Here is an 18256-nt window from a genome sequence, read left to right on the forward strand (position 1 = left end):
GACTTCCCAAGTGTACGAGAAGTGGCCGTTTTCCGATGCCACTGTGCTGGGAGACGCTGGTCGCATGCTGTCCACCACGCCCCGCACCACGCTCGGCCGCAAGAAGCACCGGGCCGTGACCGACCGCTCCGCGCTCCACGCCGTCCTGGACGAGGGCCTGATCTGCCACCTCGGCATCGTCCGCGACGGCGCGCCCCTCGTCCTGCCGACCGGCTACGGCCGCGACGGCGACACGCTCTACCTGCACGGCTCGACCGGCGCGTCCAGCCTCCGCACGGCGTCGCAGGACCTCGACGTCTGCGTCACCGTGACGCTGCTCGACGGCGTCGTCTACTCGCGGTCGGTGAACAACCACTCGATGAACTACCGCAGCGCGGTCATCTTCGGGAAGGCCGACGCGGTCACCGACCCCGAGGCGAAGATGCACGGCCTGAAGGTGCTGACCGACCACCTCGCGCCGGGCTCGTGGGAGCACGCGCGCGAGGTCAACGCGAAGGAGTTCGCGGCGGTGAGCGTCCTGGCGCTCGACCTCGCCGAGGCGTCGGTGAAGGTGCGCGCCGAGGGCCCGGACGACGAGCCGGAGGACCTCGACGCCGACGCCGCGTGGGCCGGCGTCCTCCCGGTCCGGACCGTCTTCGGCGCGCCCGAGCCGTCGGACGACCTCTCCCCCGGCTGGACGACGCCGCCGCACGTCACCGGGCGAGCGGCAACCTGACCGTGAACTCCGTGCGGCCCGGCTCCGAGGTCACCGAGACCGTGCCGCCGTGCGCCGTCACCAGGGACTGGACCACGGACAACCCGAGCCCGGTGCCGCCGTTGCCGCGGGTGCGCGAGTCGTCGACGCGGAAGAACCGGTCGAAGATCCGCTCCTGATCGGCGGCGGCGATGCCCGGCCCGGCGTCGGCCACCCGCACGACCGCCTCGGACTCCGAGGACTCCGAGGACTCCACCGAGACGTGCACCGCGGTCCCCGGCGGGGTGTGGATGGCGGCGTTGGCCAGCAGGTTGTCGAGCACCTGCCGCAACCGCAGCGGATCCGCGGAGACGAAAGCCGGCGAAAACGACGACGTCACCGGGTGGTCGGGCCGCCCGGCGGCGAAGGCGTCCGCCGCGTCCCCGGCCAGCTCGGCGAGGTCGACTCGCTCCGGCCGCAACGGCGTCTCGGCCGCGCGCGCGTCGAGCCGGGCGAGCAGCAGAAGGTCGTCGACGAGGACGCTCATCCGGGCCGTCTCGGACCGGATCTTCGCCAGGTGCGCCTCCCGCTCCGCCGGCTCGTTCGCCGCCGCGTAGCGGAAAAGGTCGGCGTAGCCCCGGATCGACGTCAGCGGCGTCCGCAGCTCGTGCGACGCGTCCGCGACGAACCGGCGCAGCCGCTCGTTCGCCTCGGTCTTCGCCGCCAGTGACGTGTCGATGTGCGCGAGCATCACGTTGAACGCCGTCCGCAGCTCGTCGACTTCGGCACCGCCACCGGTGCCGGCCGCGCGGGCCGGCAGGGCGGGGTTCGCCGTGAGGTCGTGGGACGCGATGTCGTGCGCGGTCCCGGCCATGTCCGCCAGCGGGCGCAGGCCGCGGCTCAGCACCAGCCGCCCGACGACCACCAGCACGGCCAGCGCGAACGCGAACGCGCCGACCTCCACCCAGATCAGCTGCTGGACCGTGCCGTCGAGGTCCTTCTGCGGCGCGGCCGACAGCAGCACCGAACCGTTGTCGACCGGGCACGCGCGCACCCGGTACGGGCCGTCGTCGTACAGGTAGATGTTGCGCGTGACGTCGCCGCCGACCGCGTCGGCCGCGATCTTCGCCAGCTGCTCGGCGTCGCCGGGCAGCTGGCCGCCGGGCTGGGGCGTCGCGACGCCGTCACGCACCTTGTACAGCGCCGAGTACCACGAGTACACCGACTGCGGCGAGCCGTGCGTTTCCCGCAGCTGCGGCAGCTGCGTGTTCTGGCTCTTGGTCAGCTGGTCGTCGAGCCGCCGGTCGAGGTAGCCGTGCATGATCCCGACCATCGTGACGCCGACGGCGGCGAACACGACCAGCGCGAGCGCGCCGAGACCCAGCGTGATCCGGGTACCCAGCCGCGTCCGCTGCCAGGCCGCGTACCACCGGCGGAAGAAGCGCGTCACCGGTTGACCCGGCGCACGACGTACCCGACGCCGCGCACGGTGTGGATCAGCGGTTCGCCGTCGCCCGCGTCGACCTTGCGCCGCAGGTGCGAGATGACGAGCTCGACCACATTGGACCGGCCGCCGAAGTCGTACTCCCAGACGTGGTCGAGGATCTGCGCCTTCGTCAGCACCGCGGGCGAGCGGCGCATGAGGTAGCGCAGCAGCTCGTACTCGGTCGGCGTCAGCTCGGCCGGCCGGTCACCGCGCCGGACCTCGCGGGTGTCCTCGTCCAGCGTCAGGTCGCCGACCTGCAGCACGGCACCGCGCGTCACGGTCTGCTGCGCGAGGCCGGTGCTGCGCCGCAGCACCGCCCGCAGCCGCGCCATCAGCTCCTCGACGGAAAACGGTTTCACGAGGTAGTCGTCACCCCCGCGGGTGAGCCCGGCGATCCGGTCGGCCGTCGCGTCCTTGGCCGTGAGGAACACCACGGGCACCGTGCTGCCGTTCTCCCGGAGGCGGTCGAGCACGGTGAAGCCGTCCAGGTCGGGCAGCATCAGGTCGAGCACGACGATGTCCGGCCCGAAGTCCGCGGCCTGGCTGAGCGCGGCCCGGCCGGACCCGGCCGTGACCGCGTGCCAGCCCTCGTACCGGGCGACGGTCGCGACGAGGTCGGCGATGTGCGGCTCGTCGTCGACGACGAGCAGGCGCACGGGTTCGGAGGGCTGCACCACCCCATCTTCTCCCGGCGCCCGGGCGAGCGGCGACCCGTGACGCGGGCCGACAGGAATCCGACAGCCCGTACCCAGACTCGCCACAGGCTGCGTGGCGAAGCTGAGCGTCGTGAACCGAACCCGAGGGGAATCCGTGTGACCAGCATGACGCAGACCGCCGAGGCCACGCGCCCGGCGATCCGCCCCCGGATCGCCGCGAAATCCGGCCTCTTCCTCTTCCTGGGCGCCAACGTGGCCGTCGTCACGGTGCTCTTCGCCGAGGCCGGGCTCTCCCAGAACGTGCTGATCAGCATCGGCAGGCTCGCCGGGATGTACGGCGCGCTGGCGATGGCCGTCCAGCTGCTGCTCATCGCGCGGCTGCCCTGGCTGGACCGGCGGATCGGGATGGACCGGCTCACGACGTGGCACCGCTGGACCGGCTTCACGATCCTGTGGACGCTGCTGGCGCACCTCGTGTTCATCGCGTTCGGGTACGCGGAGGTGTCGGACAAGGGCGTCGTCGACGAGCTGGTCGAAATGGCCAACACGCTCGAGGGGATCCTGCGGGCGCTGGTCGCGTTCGCCGTCATCCTCATCGTGGGCGCGGCTTCGGCGAAGTTCGCGCGCAAGCGGCTGGCCTACGAGACGTGGCACTTCATCCACCTCTACACCTACGCCGCCATCGTGCTGGCGTTCACGCACCAGATCGCGCTCGGGACGTCGTTCGCGAGCGCGCCGACGGCCAAGGCCTACTGGTGGACGATGTGGCTGGGCGCCGGCGCCGCCGTGCTCGCCGGGCGCGTCGTGCTCCCGCTGTGGCGGAACCTGCGCCACCAGCTGCGCGTCACGGCGGTGGTTTCCGAGGCCCCGGACGTGGTTTCGGTCTACATGACGGGCAAGAACCTCGACAAGATGCCGGCGCGGGCGGGCCAGTTCTTCCTGTGGCGGTTCCTCACGAAGGACCGCTGGTACCAGGCCAACCCGTTCTCGCTGTCCGCCGCGCCCGACGGCCGCACGCTGCGCCTGACCGCGAAGGCGCTTGGCGACTCCAGCGCGTCGCTGCGCAGCTTGCGGATCGGGACGCGCGTGTTCGCCGAAGGTCCGTACGGCGCGTTCACGACGATCCACCAGCAGCGTCCCAACGCGCTGCTCGTGGCGGGCGGCGTCGGCATCACGCCGATCCGGGCGCTGCTGGAGGACATCGACGGTCACGTCGTCGTCCTCTACCGGGTGCGCACCCAGGCCGACGCGGTGCTGCTGCCCGAGCTCAACGGGCTCGCCAAGGCCCGCGGCGCGGTGGTGAGCGTCCTCGCCGGATCGGACCAGGCGGTCGGCCCGCGCGGGGCGATGCTCGGCCCGGCGAACCTGCACATGATGGTGCCGGACGTGCACGAACGGGACGTGTTCGTCTGCGGCCCGCCGGGAATGACGTCGGCCGTGCTTCGCAGCCTGCGCGAGCTGAAGGTGCCCAAGGCCCAGGTCCACGCCGAACGCTTCAGCCTCGCGGCCTAAAGGGGGATGGTGCAGTGAAGAGGACCATTTTCGTCGTCGCGCTGTCGATCGCGGGCTTCATCGCGGTCTGGCGGTTCGAGCCGGGACCGGTGCACAACACCGCCGTCGCGGCACCGCCGCCGAGCGTCGCCGCACCGTCCACCGCGCCCGCTCCGCCGGCCTCGACGGGCGCGACTCCGTCCACTCCGGACAGTGCGAACGCGACAGTCACGACCCAGGGCACGCCGGAGTCGAGCAGCTACGGGACCGTCCAGGTCGAGGTGACGTTCACCGGCTCCCGGATGGTGGCGGTCACGCTGCTGCAGGCGCCGGACGACGGCCGCGCGCTCACCGCGTTGCCGCGCCTGCAGGAAGAAGCCATGAAGGCCCAGAACGCCGACATCGACACGATCACCGGGGCGACCGAGACGAGCGAGTCGTACAAGACGTCGCTGCAGGCGGCCATCGACGCCAGGGGCAACAGATGACCACGCGCGTCGAACAGGTGATGGGCCTGCCGATCTCCCTCGATCTGAGGGACGAAGGCGACTTCGCCGAGATCGTCGACGAGGTCTTCGCGTGGTTCCGCGACGTCGACGCGAAGTTCAGCCCGTTCAAAGAGGACAGTGAGGTCAGCCGGTACGACCGCGGCGAGCTCACGGCGGCCGAGCTGACCGACGACCTGCTGGAGGTCCTGGAGCTCTGCGCGTACTACGAGCAGCTCTCCGGCGGCGCGTTCCGCGCGCGGCTGCCGGGACGCGGCCTCGACCCGTGCGCGGTGGTCAAGGGCTGGGCCGTGCAGCGCGCCGCCGACATGCTCAAGGCCGAGGGCGCGACGACGTTCTGCCTCAACGCCGGCGGCGACGTCGTCACGGCCGGCGAGCCGGAACCCGGACGGCCGTGGCGGGTCGGCGTGCGCCACCCCGAACAGCCCCTGGCCGTGTGCGCGGTGCTGGAGTCGCGCAACGGCGCCATCGCGACGTCGGCGGCCTACGAGCGCGGCTCGCACATCGTCGACGGCCGGTCGGGGACGCCGGCGACGGGGCTGATGAGCGTCACCGTCATGGCCCGCGACCTGGTCACCGCCGACGCGCTGGCCACCGCGGCCTTCGCGATGGGCGCCGAGGGCATCGCCTGGGCGGCCGACCGGCCCGACTGCGAGATCCTCATCGTCGACGACAGCCGCCGCGTGCACCGGACGGCGGGCCTGGCGCTGGCTTCCTGAAATCGGTTCGCCCTCGCGCGGGTACTCGGCCAGACTCGGAGCCACCCGTCTTCGAGGAGTGCCATGCCTTCGTCCGTCCTGCACGTGTCCGTCGACTGCGCCGACCCCTACAAGCTGTGCCAGTTCTGGAGCGAGGTCACCGGCAAGCCGATCCCCGACGAGGACCAGCCCGGGGACGACGAGTGCGGCATCGGTCTCGAAGGCGGCATCGACCTGCTGTTCCTGCGCGTCCCCGAACCGAAGACCGTCAAGAACCGCCTGCACGTCTGCCTGCAGCCGGACGTCCCGCGCGACGAAGAGGTCGAACGGATCCTGGGCCTGGGCGCGACGCTGGTGAACGACCTCCGCAAGCCGGACGGCCGGGGCTGGGCCGTGCTCGCCGACCCCGAGGGCAACGAGTTCTGCGTGCTGCGCAGCGCCGCCGAGCGGGCCGCGACGCCGTGACGGACTCGTTCGCCGTCAACAAGGCCAACTGGGACGAACGCGCGGTGCTGCACGCGGCGTCGCCGGACTACAGCTTCGCGGCCCTCGCGGCGGACCCGGCGTACCTGAGCGGCGTCGTGCGGTTCGACCGGCCGCGCCTGGGCGACATCACCGGGCTGCGGGCGGTGCACCTGCAATGCCACATCGGAACGGACACGATTTCGCTGTCCCGCCTGGGCGCTTCGATGACGGGCCTGGACTTCTCCGGCGAGGCCATCGCGGCGGCGCGGCGGCTCGCGACGGCCACGGGCGCTTCGGTCGACTTCCACGAGGCCAACGTCTACGACGCCGTCGACGTGCTCGGCGCCGGGCGGTTCGACCTGGTCTACACCGGGATCGGCGCGTTGTGCTGGCTGCCTTCGGTCGCGCGCTGGGCGTCAGTCGTCGCCGGCCTGCTGCGGCCGGGTGGGCGGCTGTTCATCCGCGAGGGCCACCCGATGCTGTGGGCGCTCGACGAGACGGCGGACCCGGCGTGGCCGCGCTACCCGTACTTCGAGCACGCCGAACCGCTGGTGTTCGACGAGCCCGAGACGTACGTCAAGGTGGAACGGAAGCTGGAGAACAGCATCAGCCACTCGTGGAACCACTCGCTGGGCGAGATCATCACGGCGCTGCTGGACAACGGCCTGGCGCTGACCGCGTTCACCGAGCACGACAGCGTCCCGTGGAACGCGATCCCCGGGCAGATGACGCGCGACGAGGCCGTGGACGAGTGGCGGATGACGGACACACCGTCCCGCGTCGCGGCGAGCTACACGCTCCAGGCGGTCAAGGGCGGCTGAATAGGGTGACGGCATGGCACGTCCCTTGATCGCGGTCGCCACGCTCGGCGGCACCATCTCGATGGCCCCCGTCTCCGGCGAGGGCGGCGCCGTCCCCCGCTTCGGCGCCGCGGAACTGCTCGGGGGCCTCGGCGACCTGCCGATGGACGTCCTCGCCGAGACCCTCGCCGGGATCGGCAGCGCGTCGATGGACTTCGCGACGCTGCTGCGGTGCCGCGACTGGGGATTGGCCCAGGACGCCGACGGGTTCGTCGTCGTGCAGGGCACGGACACCCTGGAAGAGACCGCTTTCTTCCTGGAGCTGTGCTGGCCGTCGGAGGTCCCGGTGGTGGTCACCGGGGCGATGCGCAACGCGGGCCTGCTCAGCCCGGACGGCCCGGCGAACCTGCGGAACGCGCTGACCGTGGCGGCCGATCCGCGCAGCCGCGGGCGGGGCGTGCTGGTGACGCTGAACGACGACGTCCACGCGGCGCGCTGGGTGCGGAAGGCGCATTCGAGCCACCTGGAGGCGTTTTCGTCGGCGCCGGCGGGTCCGCTCGGCATGGTCGTCGAGCGGGCCGTGCACTGGTTCCACCCCTCGCCGCCGCGGCTGCCTTCCCTGGCCGGCCGGGACTTCGCCGGGCTGGTGCCGGTGGTGGAGTCCGGTCTGGACGACTCGGGCGCGGTGCTCTCGTACGCGGCTTCGCAGCCGGGAGTCCGCGGGATCGTGCTGGCGGCGACGGGTGCGGGTCACGTGTCGTCCGGCACGGCCGACGCGGTGGCGCGGCTGGTGCCGTCGTTGCCGGTGGTCGTCGCCTCGCGGACCGGGGCGGGCCCGACGCTGCGGTCGACGTACGGCTTCCACGGTTCGGAGTCGAGCCTGATCAAGCTGGGCGCGACGATGGCCGGCTGGCTGGACGCGCGCAAGTCCCGGATCCTGCTGCACACGCTGCTGGCCGGTGGCGCGGACCGGGAGGCGATCGAGCGCGAGTTCCGGGCCCGCGGCGACCTGGACTGAGTGGTTCAGTCCAGGACCGGGCCGCCCAGCGGGTCGAGGTGGTACGAGCGCATCTCGCGCTCGGCGTCGCGGTAGACGTGGATCGAGATCGCCGGGTCCGGGCCGTCGTTGCGCACCTCGTGCACGTACCCCGGGCCGAACACCCGCGACTGCCCCGCCGAAAGCGCGTGCAGCTCGGTGACCGCGCGGCCGCCCGGCGCACGGCGGGCCACCGCCTCCGTCAGGTGGCCGCTGACCAGCGTGAACGCACCGCTGGCGAACGCGTGGTCGTGCAGGTCGGTGCGCTGGCCGGGCAGCCAGCTCATCAGCCAGACCTCCTGCTGCGCGTCCTTCTGGACGAGCGTCGCGAAACGCTCGTCGGGGTCGTAGCGCAGCAGGTGCTTCCAGCGGTCGCGATCGGCGGCGACCTCCAGCGCGACGCGCACCGGGTGGCGCAGCGCCGGGTTCTCGGGACGCAGCAGGGTGTTGTCGGGAACGGCGAACATGAGGGTCCTCACGGAAGAGAAAGGGGTGTCGAACTGGGCCGGGGCGGGGTTCACCGACAACAGCGACACGCGCACATGACAGCGCTGAGGTACGAGGTACCCCGCGGCTCGGTCATGTCGTGCGCGAACATGCGACCAGAGTCGCAGGCGGCCAGGACCCGGTCAAGACGTCTCAGCAACCGGGAAGAACGTCGTCCTCAGGACCACTCGTGCTTCTGCGAGCGGCCCAGCAGCTCCGCGCCGGCCTGCCGCGGGTCGACGCCCTCGTGGCACACGCGGTGCATCGCGTCGGTGATCGGCATGTCGACACCGACGCTCATGGCCAGCGCCCGGATCGACGAGCACGACATGACGCCCTCGGCGACCTGCCCGCCGCCCGCCGCCTGCGCCTGTTCGAGAGTCTCGCCGCGACCGAGGCGTTCGCCGAACGTCCGGTTGCGCGAAAGCGGCGATGAGCACGTCGCGACCAGGTCGCCGACACCGGCGAGCCCGGCGAAGGTCAGTGGGTCGGCGCCCAGTTTCGCGCCGAGACGGGCCATCTCGGCCAGGCCGCGGGTGATGAGCGTCGCCATCGTGTTGGTGCCGAGGCCGAGGCCCGCGGCCATCCCGGTGCTGAGCGCGATGACGTTCTTGCAGGCGCCGCCGAGCTCGCAGCCGACGACGTCGGTGTTGGTGTACGGCCGGAAGTAGGAGTTGGCGCAGGCGCGCTGGATCGCGACGGCGCGTTCGTGGTCGGCGCAGGCGAGCACCGCCGCGGCCGGCTGCCCGGCGGCGATCTCCTTGGAGAGGTTGGGCCCGGTGACGACGACGACGTCGCCGGCATCGATCCCGACGATCTCGCCGATCACCTCGCTCATCCGCTTGAGCGTGCCGAGCTCGACGCCCTTGGCGAGGCTGACGAGGATCGCGTCGGGCGGCAGCAGGGGGCGCCACGACGTGAGGTTCTCCCGCAGGCTCTGGCTGGGGACGCCCAGGACGACGGCCTGGGCTTGTGCCAGTGCCTTTTCGGGATCGCTGGTGGCGGTGATGTTCTCCGGCAGGCCGACGCCGGGCAGGTAGCCGCTGTTGACGTGCCGCTCGCGGATGTCTTCGGCGACCTGTTCGCGGCGCGCCCACATCGTGACGTCGCGGCCGGCGTCACCGAGCACCTTCGCGAAGGCGGTGCCCCAGGAACCGGCCCCGAGCACGGTGACCCGCTGGACGTCGGCGCGCATCAGACGGGATCCCCCGGCTTCGCCGACGGCGGTTCTTCGTGGCGGATCTCGCCGAGCAGGCGGGTGACCTCGTCCATCATGACCTTGGTGACCTCCCGCAGCTTCGACGCGCTGCGGGTGTTGCCGCCGCGGTAGGCGGAGAGGTCGAGCGGGTCGCCGACGCTGTGGGTGATGGTCTTGCGCGGGAACGGCGTGAACTTCTTGGTGTAGCCGTTGAAGATCTGGTTGGTGCCCCAGCGCGCGATGGGGATCACGGGGACGTCGTTCTGGATCGCGAGCCGCGCGGCGCCGGTGAAGGACTCCTTCGGCCAGCCGGCCGGGTCCTTGGTGATGGTGCCTTCGGGGTAGATCACGACGATCTTGCCCTCTTGCAGGGCCTGGTGCGCGGCCTTGAGACTGTCCCCGGCGGCGGCCGACCCGCGCGAGACGGGGATCTGCCCGGAGCCGACGAAGACCTTCCCGAAGATCGGGGTCCGGGTCAGGCTCTCCTTGCCGAGAAACCGCGGCACCCGCTTCGCCCGGTGCACGAACACGGCGTCGACGACGGGATCGAGGTGCGAGATGTGGTTCAGCACGAGCAGCGCGGGCCCCTGCCGCGGAACCTTCTCATCCCCGACGTAGACCCGCCGCGCAATGCCGGTAACCGGGTAGAACACAGCGGCGGCCAACCCCACCCAGAAGCCGCCCTTCTCACGCCGGGCCACGATCTTCCTCCTCCACGCGTCACGTCCGCCCCAGATCCTGCCGCGCCGGGGTGAGGCCAGTCCAGGGAGGGTGCCTTCGCCGAGGTCGAGCCGGTGATCCGGCGGGTGGTCGGGATGTTGTGAAGGAGTCGTTCGTGAGGTGAACAGATCGTTCACGACGTCGGTCTGTGGGGGCCGGGGCGGTTCGTGGCGGCGGCATACCGCCGGTGTGGGTCGGTGTGGGGACGCGCGTCGACCTCGCCGAGCGGGCCGCCGCGCCTGGACCGGGTCCCGACCGAGCCACACCGGCGCCGCCGATCCGCGCCGATGTCCCTGCTGAGCGCCACGTCCACGATGCAGGCCGCCTCACGACGCCCACCAGGCGGGGCCGCCCCACGCACGCCGCCCGCCGCCCCAGGTCCAAGCGCACCCAGCTCCGTGCCCACGCCGGTCCGGGCCCACCCAGGTCCGCCGCTGACCGCACAGAGCCCCACCTCTGCCCAGCCGAGCAACACCCCCACAACGCAAGCCCACCCTCCCTGGGGGCCACCCCGTCTCGAACGTACCGCCGCCCACCGACAAGACCCCTCCCGAAAGCGCTCCCACCCCCGACTTGTCCACAACACCCGTCGCCTGTGGACAACCTGCCCCTCCGGCCGACACCCACCCGGCGTTTCGGGTAAAGATGGATGGGTGGACGTGGACCTGGTCGTGCCGATGAAACACCCCCGCGACGGCAAGTCGCGGCTGCGTGGCGCCGTCGAGGCCGAGCGGCACCCCGGCCTCGTGCTCGCCCTCGCCGCCGACACCCTCGCCGCCGTGACGTCGGGGGCGCACGTGCGGCGCGTCCTGCTCGTCGCCGCCGATCCCGGGGCCGTCGCCGAACTCGCCGAGCTCGGGGTCGAGATCGTCGCCGAACCCGCCGAAAAGACTCTCAACGCCGCCTTCCGCTACGGCGCGGAGCTCCTCCGGAAGGACGACCCGCAAGCGATCGTCGGCGCGCTTCAAGCCGACCTCCCCGCCCTGCGTGCGGGCGACCTGGCCGACGCCCTCGCCGAAGCGGCGGGAAAACGCGCCTTCGTCGCCGATCGCCAGGGCACCGGCACCACCCTGCTGCTGTCGGCCCCCGGCGCCCCCCTCGACCCGCACTTCGGCCTGGGCTCGGCGCGAAAACACGCCGCCTCCGGGGCCGTTCCGCTGAAAAACCCGCTCCCGAGCCTGCGCAGCGACGTCGACACCCCGGAAGACCTCGCCCACGTGCGCGCGCTGGGTGTCGGGAAACACACCGCGGAGCTGTTCATCTGACCTTCACCGCGCCCTGCGCAATTCGGCCGGGCTTAGTGAAGAATGGGGGCCGTGAGCACAGACGACGGCGGAACACCCGCACCGCGGAGGCGACGGAACCCGGCGGACGGATCTTCGGAGGCGGCGAAGAAGACCACCACCGCCCGGGCGAACGCGGCCAAACCGGCCGCCGCCAAGAAGGTCCCGTCGAAGTCGACCGCGCGTGACACCGCCGCCCGTGCCAACGCCGGGAAGCCGAGAACCCGCAAGAGCACCGCCGCCGCGGCCACGCCCCGGCGCCGCGCCAGCGAGCGCCCCGGCGAGGAGTTCCGCGCCGGCCCGTCGGCGCCGCCCGCGGTCACCACGGCCCCGACCGCCACCGAGACGCTGCCGGACGACCGGTACTTCAACCGCGAGCTCTCGTGGCAGGACTTCAACGCCCGCGTGCTCGCGCTGGCCGAGGACGAGTCGCAGCCGCTGCTCGAACGGACGAAGTTCCTCGCCATCTTCGCGTCCAATCTGGACGAGTTCTACATGGTCCGCGTCGCCGGCCTGAAGCGCCGCGACGAGACCGGCCTCCTGGTGCGCAGCGCGGACGGGCTCACCCCGCGCGAGCAGCTCGACTACATCGCCAAGCGCAACCAGGACCTGGTCGAGCGGCAGACCGGCGCGTTCGAGAAGCACCTGCGCCCGCAGCTGGCCGAGCACGACATCCACATCGTCGGCTGGGCCGACCTCTCCGGCGCCGACCAGCTCCGGCTGTCCAGCTACTTCTCCGAGCAGATCTTCCCGGTGCTGACGCCGCTGGCCGTCGACCCGGCGCACCCGTTCCCGTACATTTCGGGCCTTTCGCTCAACCTCGCGGTCACGGTCCGCGACCCGGAGGGCGGCACCGAGCGCTTCGCCCGGGTGAAGGTGCCGAGCAACGTGGCGCGCCTGATGCGCGTCGAGACCGAGCGGACCAGCCGGACGGCGACGTTCCTGCCCCTCGAAGAGCTCATCGCGGCGCACCTCGGCGAGCTGTTCACCGGGATGGACGTCACCGAGCACCACGTCTTCCGCGTCACCCGCAACGCCGACTTCGAGGTCGACGAAGACCGCGACGAAGACCTCCTGCAGGCCCTCGAGCGCGAGCTGGCGCAGCGCCGGTTCGGCCCGCCGGTGCGCCTCGAGGTCGCGCAGGACATGAGCGAGCACATGCTCGAACTGCTGCTGCGCGAGCTGGACGTCGACCCGGCGGACGTCGTCGAGGTGCCCGGCCTGCTCGACCTGACCTGCCTGCACCAGCTGTCCAGTGTGGACCGCAAGGAGCTGAAGGACCGGCCGTTCGTGCCGGCGACGCACCCGGCCTTCGGCGAGCGCGAGACGCCGAAGAGCGTCTTCGCGACGCTGCGCGAGGGCGACGTCCTGGTGCACCACCCGTACGACTCGTTCTCGACGAGCGTCCAGCGCTTCATCGAGCAGGCGGCGGCCGACTCGAAGGTCCTCGCGATCAAGCAGACGCTGTACCGGACGTCGGGCGACTCCCCGATCGTCGACGCGCTGATCGACGCGGCGGAGGCGGGCAAGCAGGTCGTCGCGCTGGTGGAGATCAAGGCGCGCTTCGACGAGCAGGCGAACATCACCTGGGCGCGCACGCTGGAGCGCGCCGGCGTCCACGTCGTGTACGGCCTGGTCGGGCTGAAGACGCACTGCAAGGTGTCGATGATCGTGCGCCAGGAGGGCTCGACCATCCGCCGCTACTGCCACATCGGCACCGGCAACTACAACCCGAAGACCGCGCGGCTCTACGAGGACATCGGCCTGTTCACCGCCGACCCGAGCATCGGCGCCGACGTCACCGACCTGTTCAACGTGCTGACCGGCTACTCCCGCCAGGACACCTACCGGACGATCCTCACGTCGCCGCACGGCATCCGCCGGGGCATCGTGCGCGCGATCGGCGAGGAGATCGAGCTGGCGCGGGCCGGGCAGCACGCCGGCATCCGGATCAAGTGCAACTCGCTGGTCGACGAGCAGATCATCGACGCGCTCTACCACGCGTCGCAGGCCGGGGTGCCGGTCGAGATCGTGGTGCGCGGGATCTGCACGCTGAAGCCCGGCGTCGAAGGGCTTTCCGAGAACATCCACGTCCGGTCGATCCTGGGCCGGTTCCTGGAGCACTCGCGGATCTTCAACTTCCGCGCCGGCGGCACGCACTGGATCGGCAGCGCGGACATGATGCACCGCAACCTGGACCGGCGGATCGAGGCGCTGGTGCGCGTCAAGGACCCCAAGCTCACCGCGCAGCTCGACAACATCTTCGACTCGGCGCTGGACCCGGCGACGCGGTGCTGGGTGCTGACGGCGAGCGGCGAGTGGTCGCCGTTCCCGGCCGACGGCTCGCGGGTGCGCGACCACCAGCTGGAGCTGGCGAAGCTGCACGGGGCCGCCGGATGACCCAGGAGGTACGGGCGGCCGGCGCGGTGCTGTGGCGCGGCGCCGGCAAGGCGACCGAGGTCGCCCTGGTGCACCGCCCGCGGTACGACGACTGGTCGTTGCCCAAGGGAAAGCTCGACCCGGGCGAGACGACCGCCGAAGCCGCCGTCCGGGAAGTGAAGGAAGAGACCGGGTTCGACGCGGTCCTGGGCCGGTACCTGGCCCGGACGGCGTACCCGGTGCCCGCGCGCAACGGCTCCGGCACGGTCCCGAAGACGGTCGACTACTTCAGCGCCGAAGCGGTGTCCGGCGGGTTCACCGTGAACGACGAGGTCGACGAGCTGCGCTGGCTCGACCCGACGGCGGCGGAGAAGCTGCTGACGCGGCCGGAGGACGTGCGGGTGCTGCGCACTTTCTGCGAGGTACCGGTGGGCCTGACGACGCTGGTGCTGGTGCGCCACGCGAAGGCGGGCAAGCGCGACGAGTGGAACGGCGACGACGACCTCAGGCCGTTGTCGGAGGCGGGACTGCGGCAGGCGTCGGCGTTGCGGCGGGTGCTGGCGCTGTACGGACCGGACCGGGTGCTGTCGGCGCCGCGGCTGAGGTGCGTGCAGACGGTCCACGGGATCGCCGACGACACGGGCATCGAGGTGCGCCACGAGCCGCTGCTGTCGGAAGAGGGGTATTGGCCGGACCCGGTTCTGGGCGTGGCGCGGCTGCTGGCGGTCGCGGGCGACGGCGGAACCCCGGTGGTGTGCAGCCAGGGCGGCGTGATCCCGGACCTGATCAGCGCACTGGCCGACCGCGACGGCGTCGAGCTCCCGGCCGCCCGCGGCGGCGTGGTCCCGAGCAAGAAGGGTTCGTTCTGGGTGCTGTCGTTCCGCGCACCGACGGCCGAGGAGGGCCCAGTCCTCCTGGCGGCCGACTACCACCCGAGCGCCCTGCCGACCCCCTCCCCGACCCGCTCCTGAGCAGGCTGTCCACACGCCGGCCGTGATGTGGACAACCGAGGCAGCGGCGGCGGGCTTTCCGGCTTTCCGTCGGACACCCCCGATACGCTGGACAAGGGCACGCCCCCAAGGGAGGGCGGGGCCGTTCCGAGCCGCGCCGTCGCGAGACAGCGGCGTGACAGTCGATCTTGGTGTACTGGATCCGGGTCCCGCTGGGCTGCGCCGGGCTAGGGGTACGGCGCATCCCGGGACGGGGACCCGTCTGTCGGCACCGTCGCCAGCAGGGCTCGGATCTCCGGGATGCGGGGGTCGCCGAGGCGCTGGCAGACGGTCAGCGCCTCGGCCCAATGCGCCCGCGCCTCCGCACCACGGCCGGTGCGGAGCTTCAGGCGGCCCAGCGTGATGCGGACGTCGATCGTGCCGTAGTCGGCGTTCAGCTCCTTCAGCTCGGCGAGCGCTTCCAGGCCCGCCTTCTCCGCTTCGTCCTGTCGCCCGGCTCCTTCGAGCGCTTCGGCGACGTTCCCCAGCGCCAACGCCGCGTGATAGCGGTCGCCCAGGTCGGCGAACGCCTGGTGCGCGGACTGTGCAGCTTCGGCGGCGTTGTCGTAGTTGCGCAGGCCGATGCGGCTGGCGCTGACGTTGAGGAGCGCGTGCGGCACGAACGTCCGCTGGCCGTGGTCGCGCGCGAGACGAACCGCCTGCAGGGCGTAGCGCTCGGCTTCCGCATACTCCGCGCGGACGTAGTACGCGCCGGAGAGATTCGAGAGGATCGCCACCGCCAGCGCGGTGCCGTCGCCCGCCTCGGACGCCGCGCGCGCCTCCTCCAAGGCTTCGAGCGCCTTGTCGGGCTGGAGGGTGCGCAGGTAGGCCGAGCCGAGGTTGTTGGCGCTGTACTGCAGGCCGGTGTTGTCACCCGCGTCGCGCGTGGCGGCGACGGCCGACCGGGCGGTCGTGATCCAGTCGTCGCGGTCGTGGCGTTCGGCGAAGAACCCGCGCAGCAGCCACGCGAGCTTCCACGCGTGGGCGGTGAAGCCGTTCTCCGCCGCGACGCCGACCAGCGCCGTCAGGGCCACGCGTTCGGTCGTGTACCAGGCGATCGTCTGCTCGTGCTGGGTGAACCGGACGGCGGGCACCGGCGCGGGGCCGAGCGTGATGTCGTCGGTGAGCAGGTCGGGGCGGACGAGCTTGGTCGCTTCGGCGACGCTCGCGAGGTACCAGTCGAGGAGCCGGCGCCGCGCGGCCGCGCGCTCGGCCGCCGTCGTCTCGGTTTCGACGAGCTCGGCGGCGTACACGCGCAGCAGGTCGTGGAACTGGTAGCGGTCGGTGCTGGGCTGGTTGAGCAGGTGCGCGGCGGCGAGCTGGTCGGCGAGCTCGCGGGCCTCGCGCAGGTCCGCCCCGGCCAGCGCGGCGGCCGACGACAGGCTGAAGCCGTGGCCGGGGTGCAGGCCCAGCAGCCGGAAGAACCGCGCGGCGGCCGGGCGCAACGCCTTGTACGACCACGAGAACGCGGCCCGCAGGTCGGTGCCGGCGTCTTGCGGGTCGCGCAGGGTGTCGAGCCGCAGGCGCTGGTCGCGCAGCTCTTCGACGATCCCCGCGAGCGAGACGCCGGAAAACCGCGACGCGCGTTCGCCGGCCAGCGCCAGCGCGAGCGGGAGCCGGCCGCAGAGCTGGACGAGTTCGGCGACGGCGTCGGGTTCGGCGGCGAGGCGCTGCGGCCCGACGCTCCCGGCGAGCAGCGCCGTGGCGTCCTGGTCGTCGAAGGAGCGCAAGGCGATCCGGCGGGCGCCGTCGCGCGCGACGACCCCGCGCAGCTGGTTGCGGCTGGTCACGACGACGAGGTTGCCCGGACCGGGCAGGAGCGGACGGACCTGGTCGGCGTCGCGCGCGTTGTCGAGCAGCATGAGCGTGCGACTGCCGGCCAGCCGGCTGCGCAGGAGCGCCGACCGTTCCTCCACTGTGGAAGGCAGCGTTTCGGGTGGCTCGCCGAGGGCGCGGAGGAAGCCGGCCAGTGCGGCGTCCGGCGTGACGGGCGTGCCCACGGAGTGACCGCGCAGGTCGAGGAACAGCTGGCCACCGGGGAAGCGGTCGCGGACGCGGTGCGACCAGTGCACGGCCAGCGACGTCTTCCCGATGCCCGCGGTCCCTTCGATGACGACGATGCCGGACGCGCCGCCGGGCGGGAGCCGGTCGAGTTCGGCGAGCTCGGGGCCGCGTCCGGTGAACCCGGCGACGTCGAAGGGCAGCTGCCGCGGCACGGTGTGACCGGCGGGTCCGGTGTCGGCGGTGAGCAGTTCGGCGTGCAGGCGGCGCAGGTCCTCCCCCGGCTCGACGCCGAGCTCGTCGGCCAGCAACGAGCGAAGCCCGGCGTAGCGGGCCAGCGCCTCGGCGCGGCGGCCGGACCGGGCCAGGACGCGCACCAGCCGTTCCCACAACGATTCCCGCAGCGGGTGCTGGGCGACGAGGTCGGTGAGCTCGGCGACGAGCCGGGCATCGGGGACGAGCCCGGCGTCGAGGTCGATGCGTTGTTCGACGGCGAAGAGGTACCGCTCGGTCAGCAGCGGCCCCCATTCCGCGGCCAGCGCGGGCGACCCGACGCCTTCGAGCGGCGCGCCACCCCAGGCGGCGAGCGCGGCGGTGAGCAGGGCGCGGCGCCGGGTGGGTTCCGACGCGGCGGCGGCCTGGTCGAGGGTGCGGAGGAAGCGCAGGGCGTCCACCCGGGACGGGTCGACGACCAGCCGGTACCCGTCCGGTTCGGTGACGACGGTTTCTTCGCCGCACAGCCGGCGCAGGCGCATGACGTAGGTCTGCAGGCTGCCGCGGATGTGCGCGGGCGGCTCCTCGCCCCAGACGCCGCGCGCGAGCGCGTCGATCGACACCAGGCGACCCGAGGACAAAGCCAGCGTCGCGAGCAGCGCACGCTGCCGCGAACTGGTCAGCACGACCGGCGAGCCGCCGACGAGCACCTGGAACGGGCCGAGCAGCCGGATGTCGATGGTGGTCGCCCCCAGGTTTCGCGCACGCCGCCGGGCACCGCCGGACGCGGACCCCGAGGAGGGCAGCGTGGCATCACTCGGCCGGGCGCTCAAGCAACTTTGCGAAATTGGGCGGAACCGGTCCCGGGGTGGGAGAGTGGTCCGAGCGGGTGGTGCACGGGTCCCGTTCGGACGGCCGATCTTGGCAGTGGGTAACGGGGCTGGGGCCCGCACAGTCGGTTCACGTACTTGGACGGTCGGCTCGCGCGCTTCCGGACGCTCAGGCCCACTCCGCAGGTACGCGAGCCGACCTTCGGGGCACACGAACCAACTTCGCCGTACGCGAGCCGACTCCTTGGGTGCGCGAGCCGACCCTCCGGGTACGTGAGCCGACTTCCGCCGCACGTGACCTGCCTTCCGACGCGCGAGCCGACTTGCTGGCCTGGCCCGGCTCCTG

The 18256-nt window shown here is 72.2% G+C and carries 16 protein-coding genes; 10 read left to right on the forward strand and 6 right to left on the reverse strand.

The window, feature by feature from the left end; all coding sequences use genetic code 11:
- The first annotated feature begins 64 nt into the window (after positions 1-64).
- Complete coding sequence (locus ACZ7PG_RS43930; protein ID WP_470245136.1) at positions 65-715, forward strand: pyridoxamine 5'-phosphate oxidase family protein; 651 nt, start codon at positions 65-67, stop codon at positions 713-715.
- On the opposite strand, the gene ACZ7PG_RS43935 is transcribed toward ACZ7PG_RS43930, so the two are convergent.
- The gene (locus ACZ7PG_RS43935; protein WP_470245137.1) at positions 693-2123 is read right to left on the reverse strand and encodes a sensor histidine kinase; all 1431 of its coding nucleotides are present in this window, start codon (positions 2121-2123) and stop codon (positions 693-695) included. The two genes, ACZ7PG_RS43930 and ACZ7PG_RS43935, sit on opposite strands and share 23 nt — an antisense overlap.
- Positions 2120-2833 carry a response regulator transcription factor gene (locus ACZ7PG_RS43940; RefSeq protein WP_470245138.1) on the reverse strand — a complete coding sequence of 238 codons (714 nt, stop codon included), beginning with the start codon at positions 2831-2833 and terminating at the stop codon, positions 2120-2122. The genes ACZ7PG_RS43935 and ACZ7PG_RS43940 overlap by 4 nt, the downstream gene beginning before the upstream one ends.
- A gap of 147 nt (positions 2834-2980) precedes the next feature.
- Here ACZ7PG_RS43940 and ACZ7PG_RS43945 point away from each other — a divergent pair, with 147 nt between their 5' ends.
- The 6 genes from ACZ7PG_RS43945 (at position 2981) to ACZ7PG_RS43970 (ending at position 7793) form a co-directional block, all read left to right on the forward strand.
- Positions 2981-4327: a ferredoxin reductase family protein gene (locus ACZ7PG_RS43945; RefSeq protein ID WP_470245691.1), complete on the forward strand. Its 1347-nt coding sequence runs from the start codon at positions 2981-2983 to the stop codon at positions 4325-4327.
- Positions 4328-4341: 14 nt separating this feature from the next.
- On the forward strand, positions 4342-4794 hold the full coding sequence (locus ACZ7PG_RS43950) for an FMN-binding protein (RefSeq protein WP_470245139.1): 453 nt from the start codon (positions 4342-4344) through the stop codon (positions 4792-4794).
- On the forward strand, positions 4791-5531 hold the full coding sequence (locus ACZ7PG_RS43955; protein WP_470245140.1) for an FAD:protein FMN transferase: 741 nt from the start codon (positions 4791-4793) through the stop codon (positions 5529-5531). Before ACZ7PG_RS43950 ends, ACZ7PG_RS43955 begins: the two co-directional genes overlap by 4 nt.
- A 63-nt stretch (positions 5532-5594) precedes the next feature.
- Positions 5595-5975: a VOC family protein gene (locus ACZ7PG_RS43960; protein ID WP_470245141.1), complete on the forward strand. Its 381-nt coding sequence runs from the start codon at positions 5595-5597 to the stop codon at positions 5973-5975.
- Positions 5972-6796 carry a class I SAM-dependent methyltransferase gene (locus ACZ7PG_RS43965; protein WP_470245142.1) on the forward strand — a complete coding sequence of 275 codons (825 nt, stop codon included), beginning with the start codon at positions 5972-5974 and terminating at the stop codon, positions 6794-6796. Before ACZ7PG_RS43960 ends, ACZ7PG_RS43965 begins: the two co-directional genes overlap by 4 nt.
- Before the next feature lie 13 nt (positions 6797-6809).
- Positions 6810-7793, forward strand: a complete 984-nt coding sequence (locus ACZ7PG_RS43970; RefSeq protein WP_470245143.1) for an asparaginase — start codon at positions 6810-6812, stop codon at positions 7791-7793.
- 5 nt (positions 7794-7798) lie between these two features.
- Here the strand turns inward: ACZ7PG_RS43970 and ACZ7PG_RS43975 are convergent, their stop codons facing one another.
- From ACZ7PG_RS43975 to ACZ7PG_RS43985, 3 genes are all read right to left on the reverse strand, one after another.
- The gene (locus ACZ7PG_RS43975) at positions 7799-8278 is read right to left on the reverse strand and encodes a cysteine dioxygenase (protein WP_470245144.1); all 480 of its coding nucleotides are present in this window, start codon (positions 8276-8278) and stop codon (positions 7799-7801) included.
- A gap of 197 nt (positions 8279-8475) precedes the next feature.
- Positions 8476-9492: an NAD(P)H-dependent glycerol-3-phosphate dehydrogenase gene (locus ACZ7PG_RS43980; protein ID WP_470245145.1), complete on the reverse strand. Its 1017-nt coding sequence runs from the start codon at positions 9490-9492 to the stop codon at positions 8476-8478.
- A complete protein-coding gene (locus tag ACZ7PG_RS43985; protein ID WP_470245146.1) occupies positions 9492-10196 on the reverse strand; it encodes a lysophospholipid acyltransferase family protein in 705 nt (234 codons plus the stop codon). The genes ACZ7PG_RS43980 and ACZ7PG_RS43985 overlap by 1 nt, the downstream gene beginning before the upstream one ends.
- Positions 10197-10868: 672 nt before the next feature.
- Here ACZ7PG_RS43985 and cofC point away from each other — a divergent pair.
- The 3 genes from cofC to ACZ7PG_RS44000 are packed head-to-tail and all read left to right on the forward strand — an operon-like array spanning position 10869 to position 14848.
- The gene (cofC, locus tag ACZ7PG_RS43990) at positions 10869-11480 is read left to right on the forward strand and encodes a 2-phospho-L-lactate guanylyltransferase (RefSeq protein WP_470245147.1); all 612 of its coding nucleotides are present in this window, start codon (positions 10869-10871) and stop codon (positions 11478-11480) included.
- Between the two features lie 42 nt (positions 11481-11522).
- The gene (locus ACZ7PG_RS43995) at positions 11523-13898 is read left to right on the forward strand and encodes an RNA degradosome polyphosphate kinase (RefSeq protein ID WP_470245148.1); all 2376 of its coding nucleotides are present in this window, start codon (positions 11523-11525) and stop codon (positions 13896-13898) included.
- Entirely contained in the window at positions 13895-14848 is a 954-nt protein-coding gene (locus ACZ7PG_RS44000; protein WP_470245149.1) for an NUDIX hydrolase, read from the forward strand. The genes ACZ7PG_RS43995 and ACZ7PG_RS44000 overlap by 4 nt, the downstream gene beginning before the upstream one ends.
- A 206-nt stretch (positions 14849-15054) precedes the next feature.
- Here ACZ7PG_RS44000 and ACZ7PG_RS44005 read toward each other — a convergent pair whose 3' ends face one another.
- Positions 15055-17913: an AfsR/SARP family transcriptional regulator gene (locus tag ACZ7PG_RS44005; protein ID WP_470245150.1), complete on the reverse strand. Its 2859-nt coding sequence runs from the start codon at positions 17911-17913 to the stop codon at positions 15055-15057.
- Positions 17914-18256 lie beyond the last annotated feature (343 nt).

The sequence above is a fragment of the Amycolatopsis sp. NPDC114504 genome (assembly GCF_055633595.1).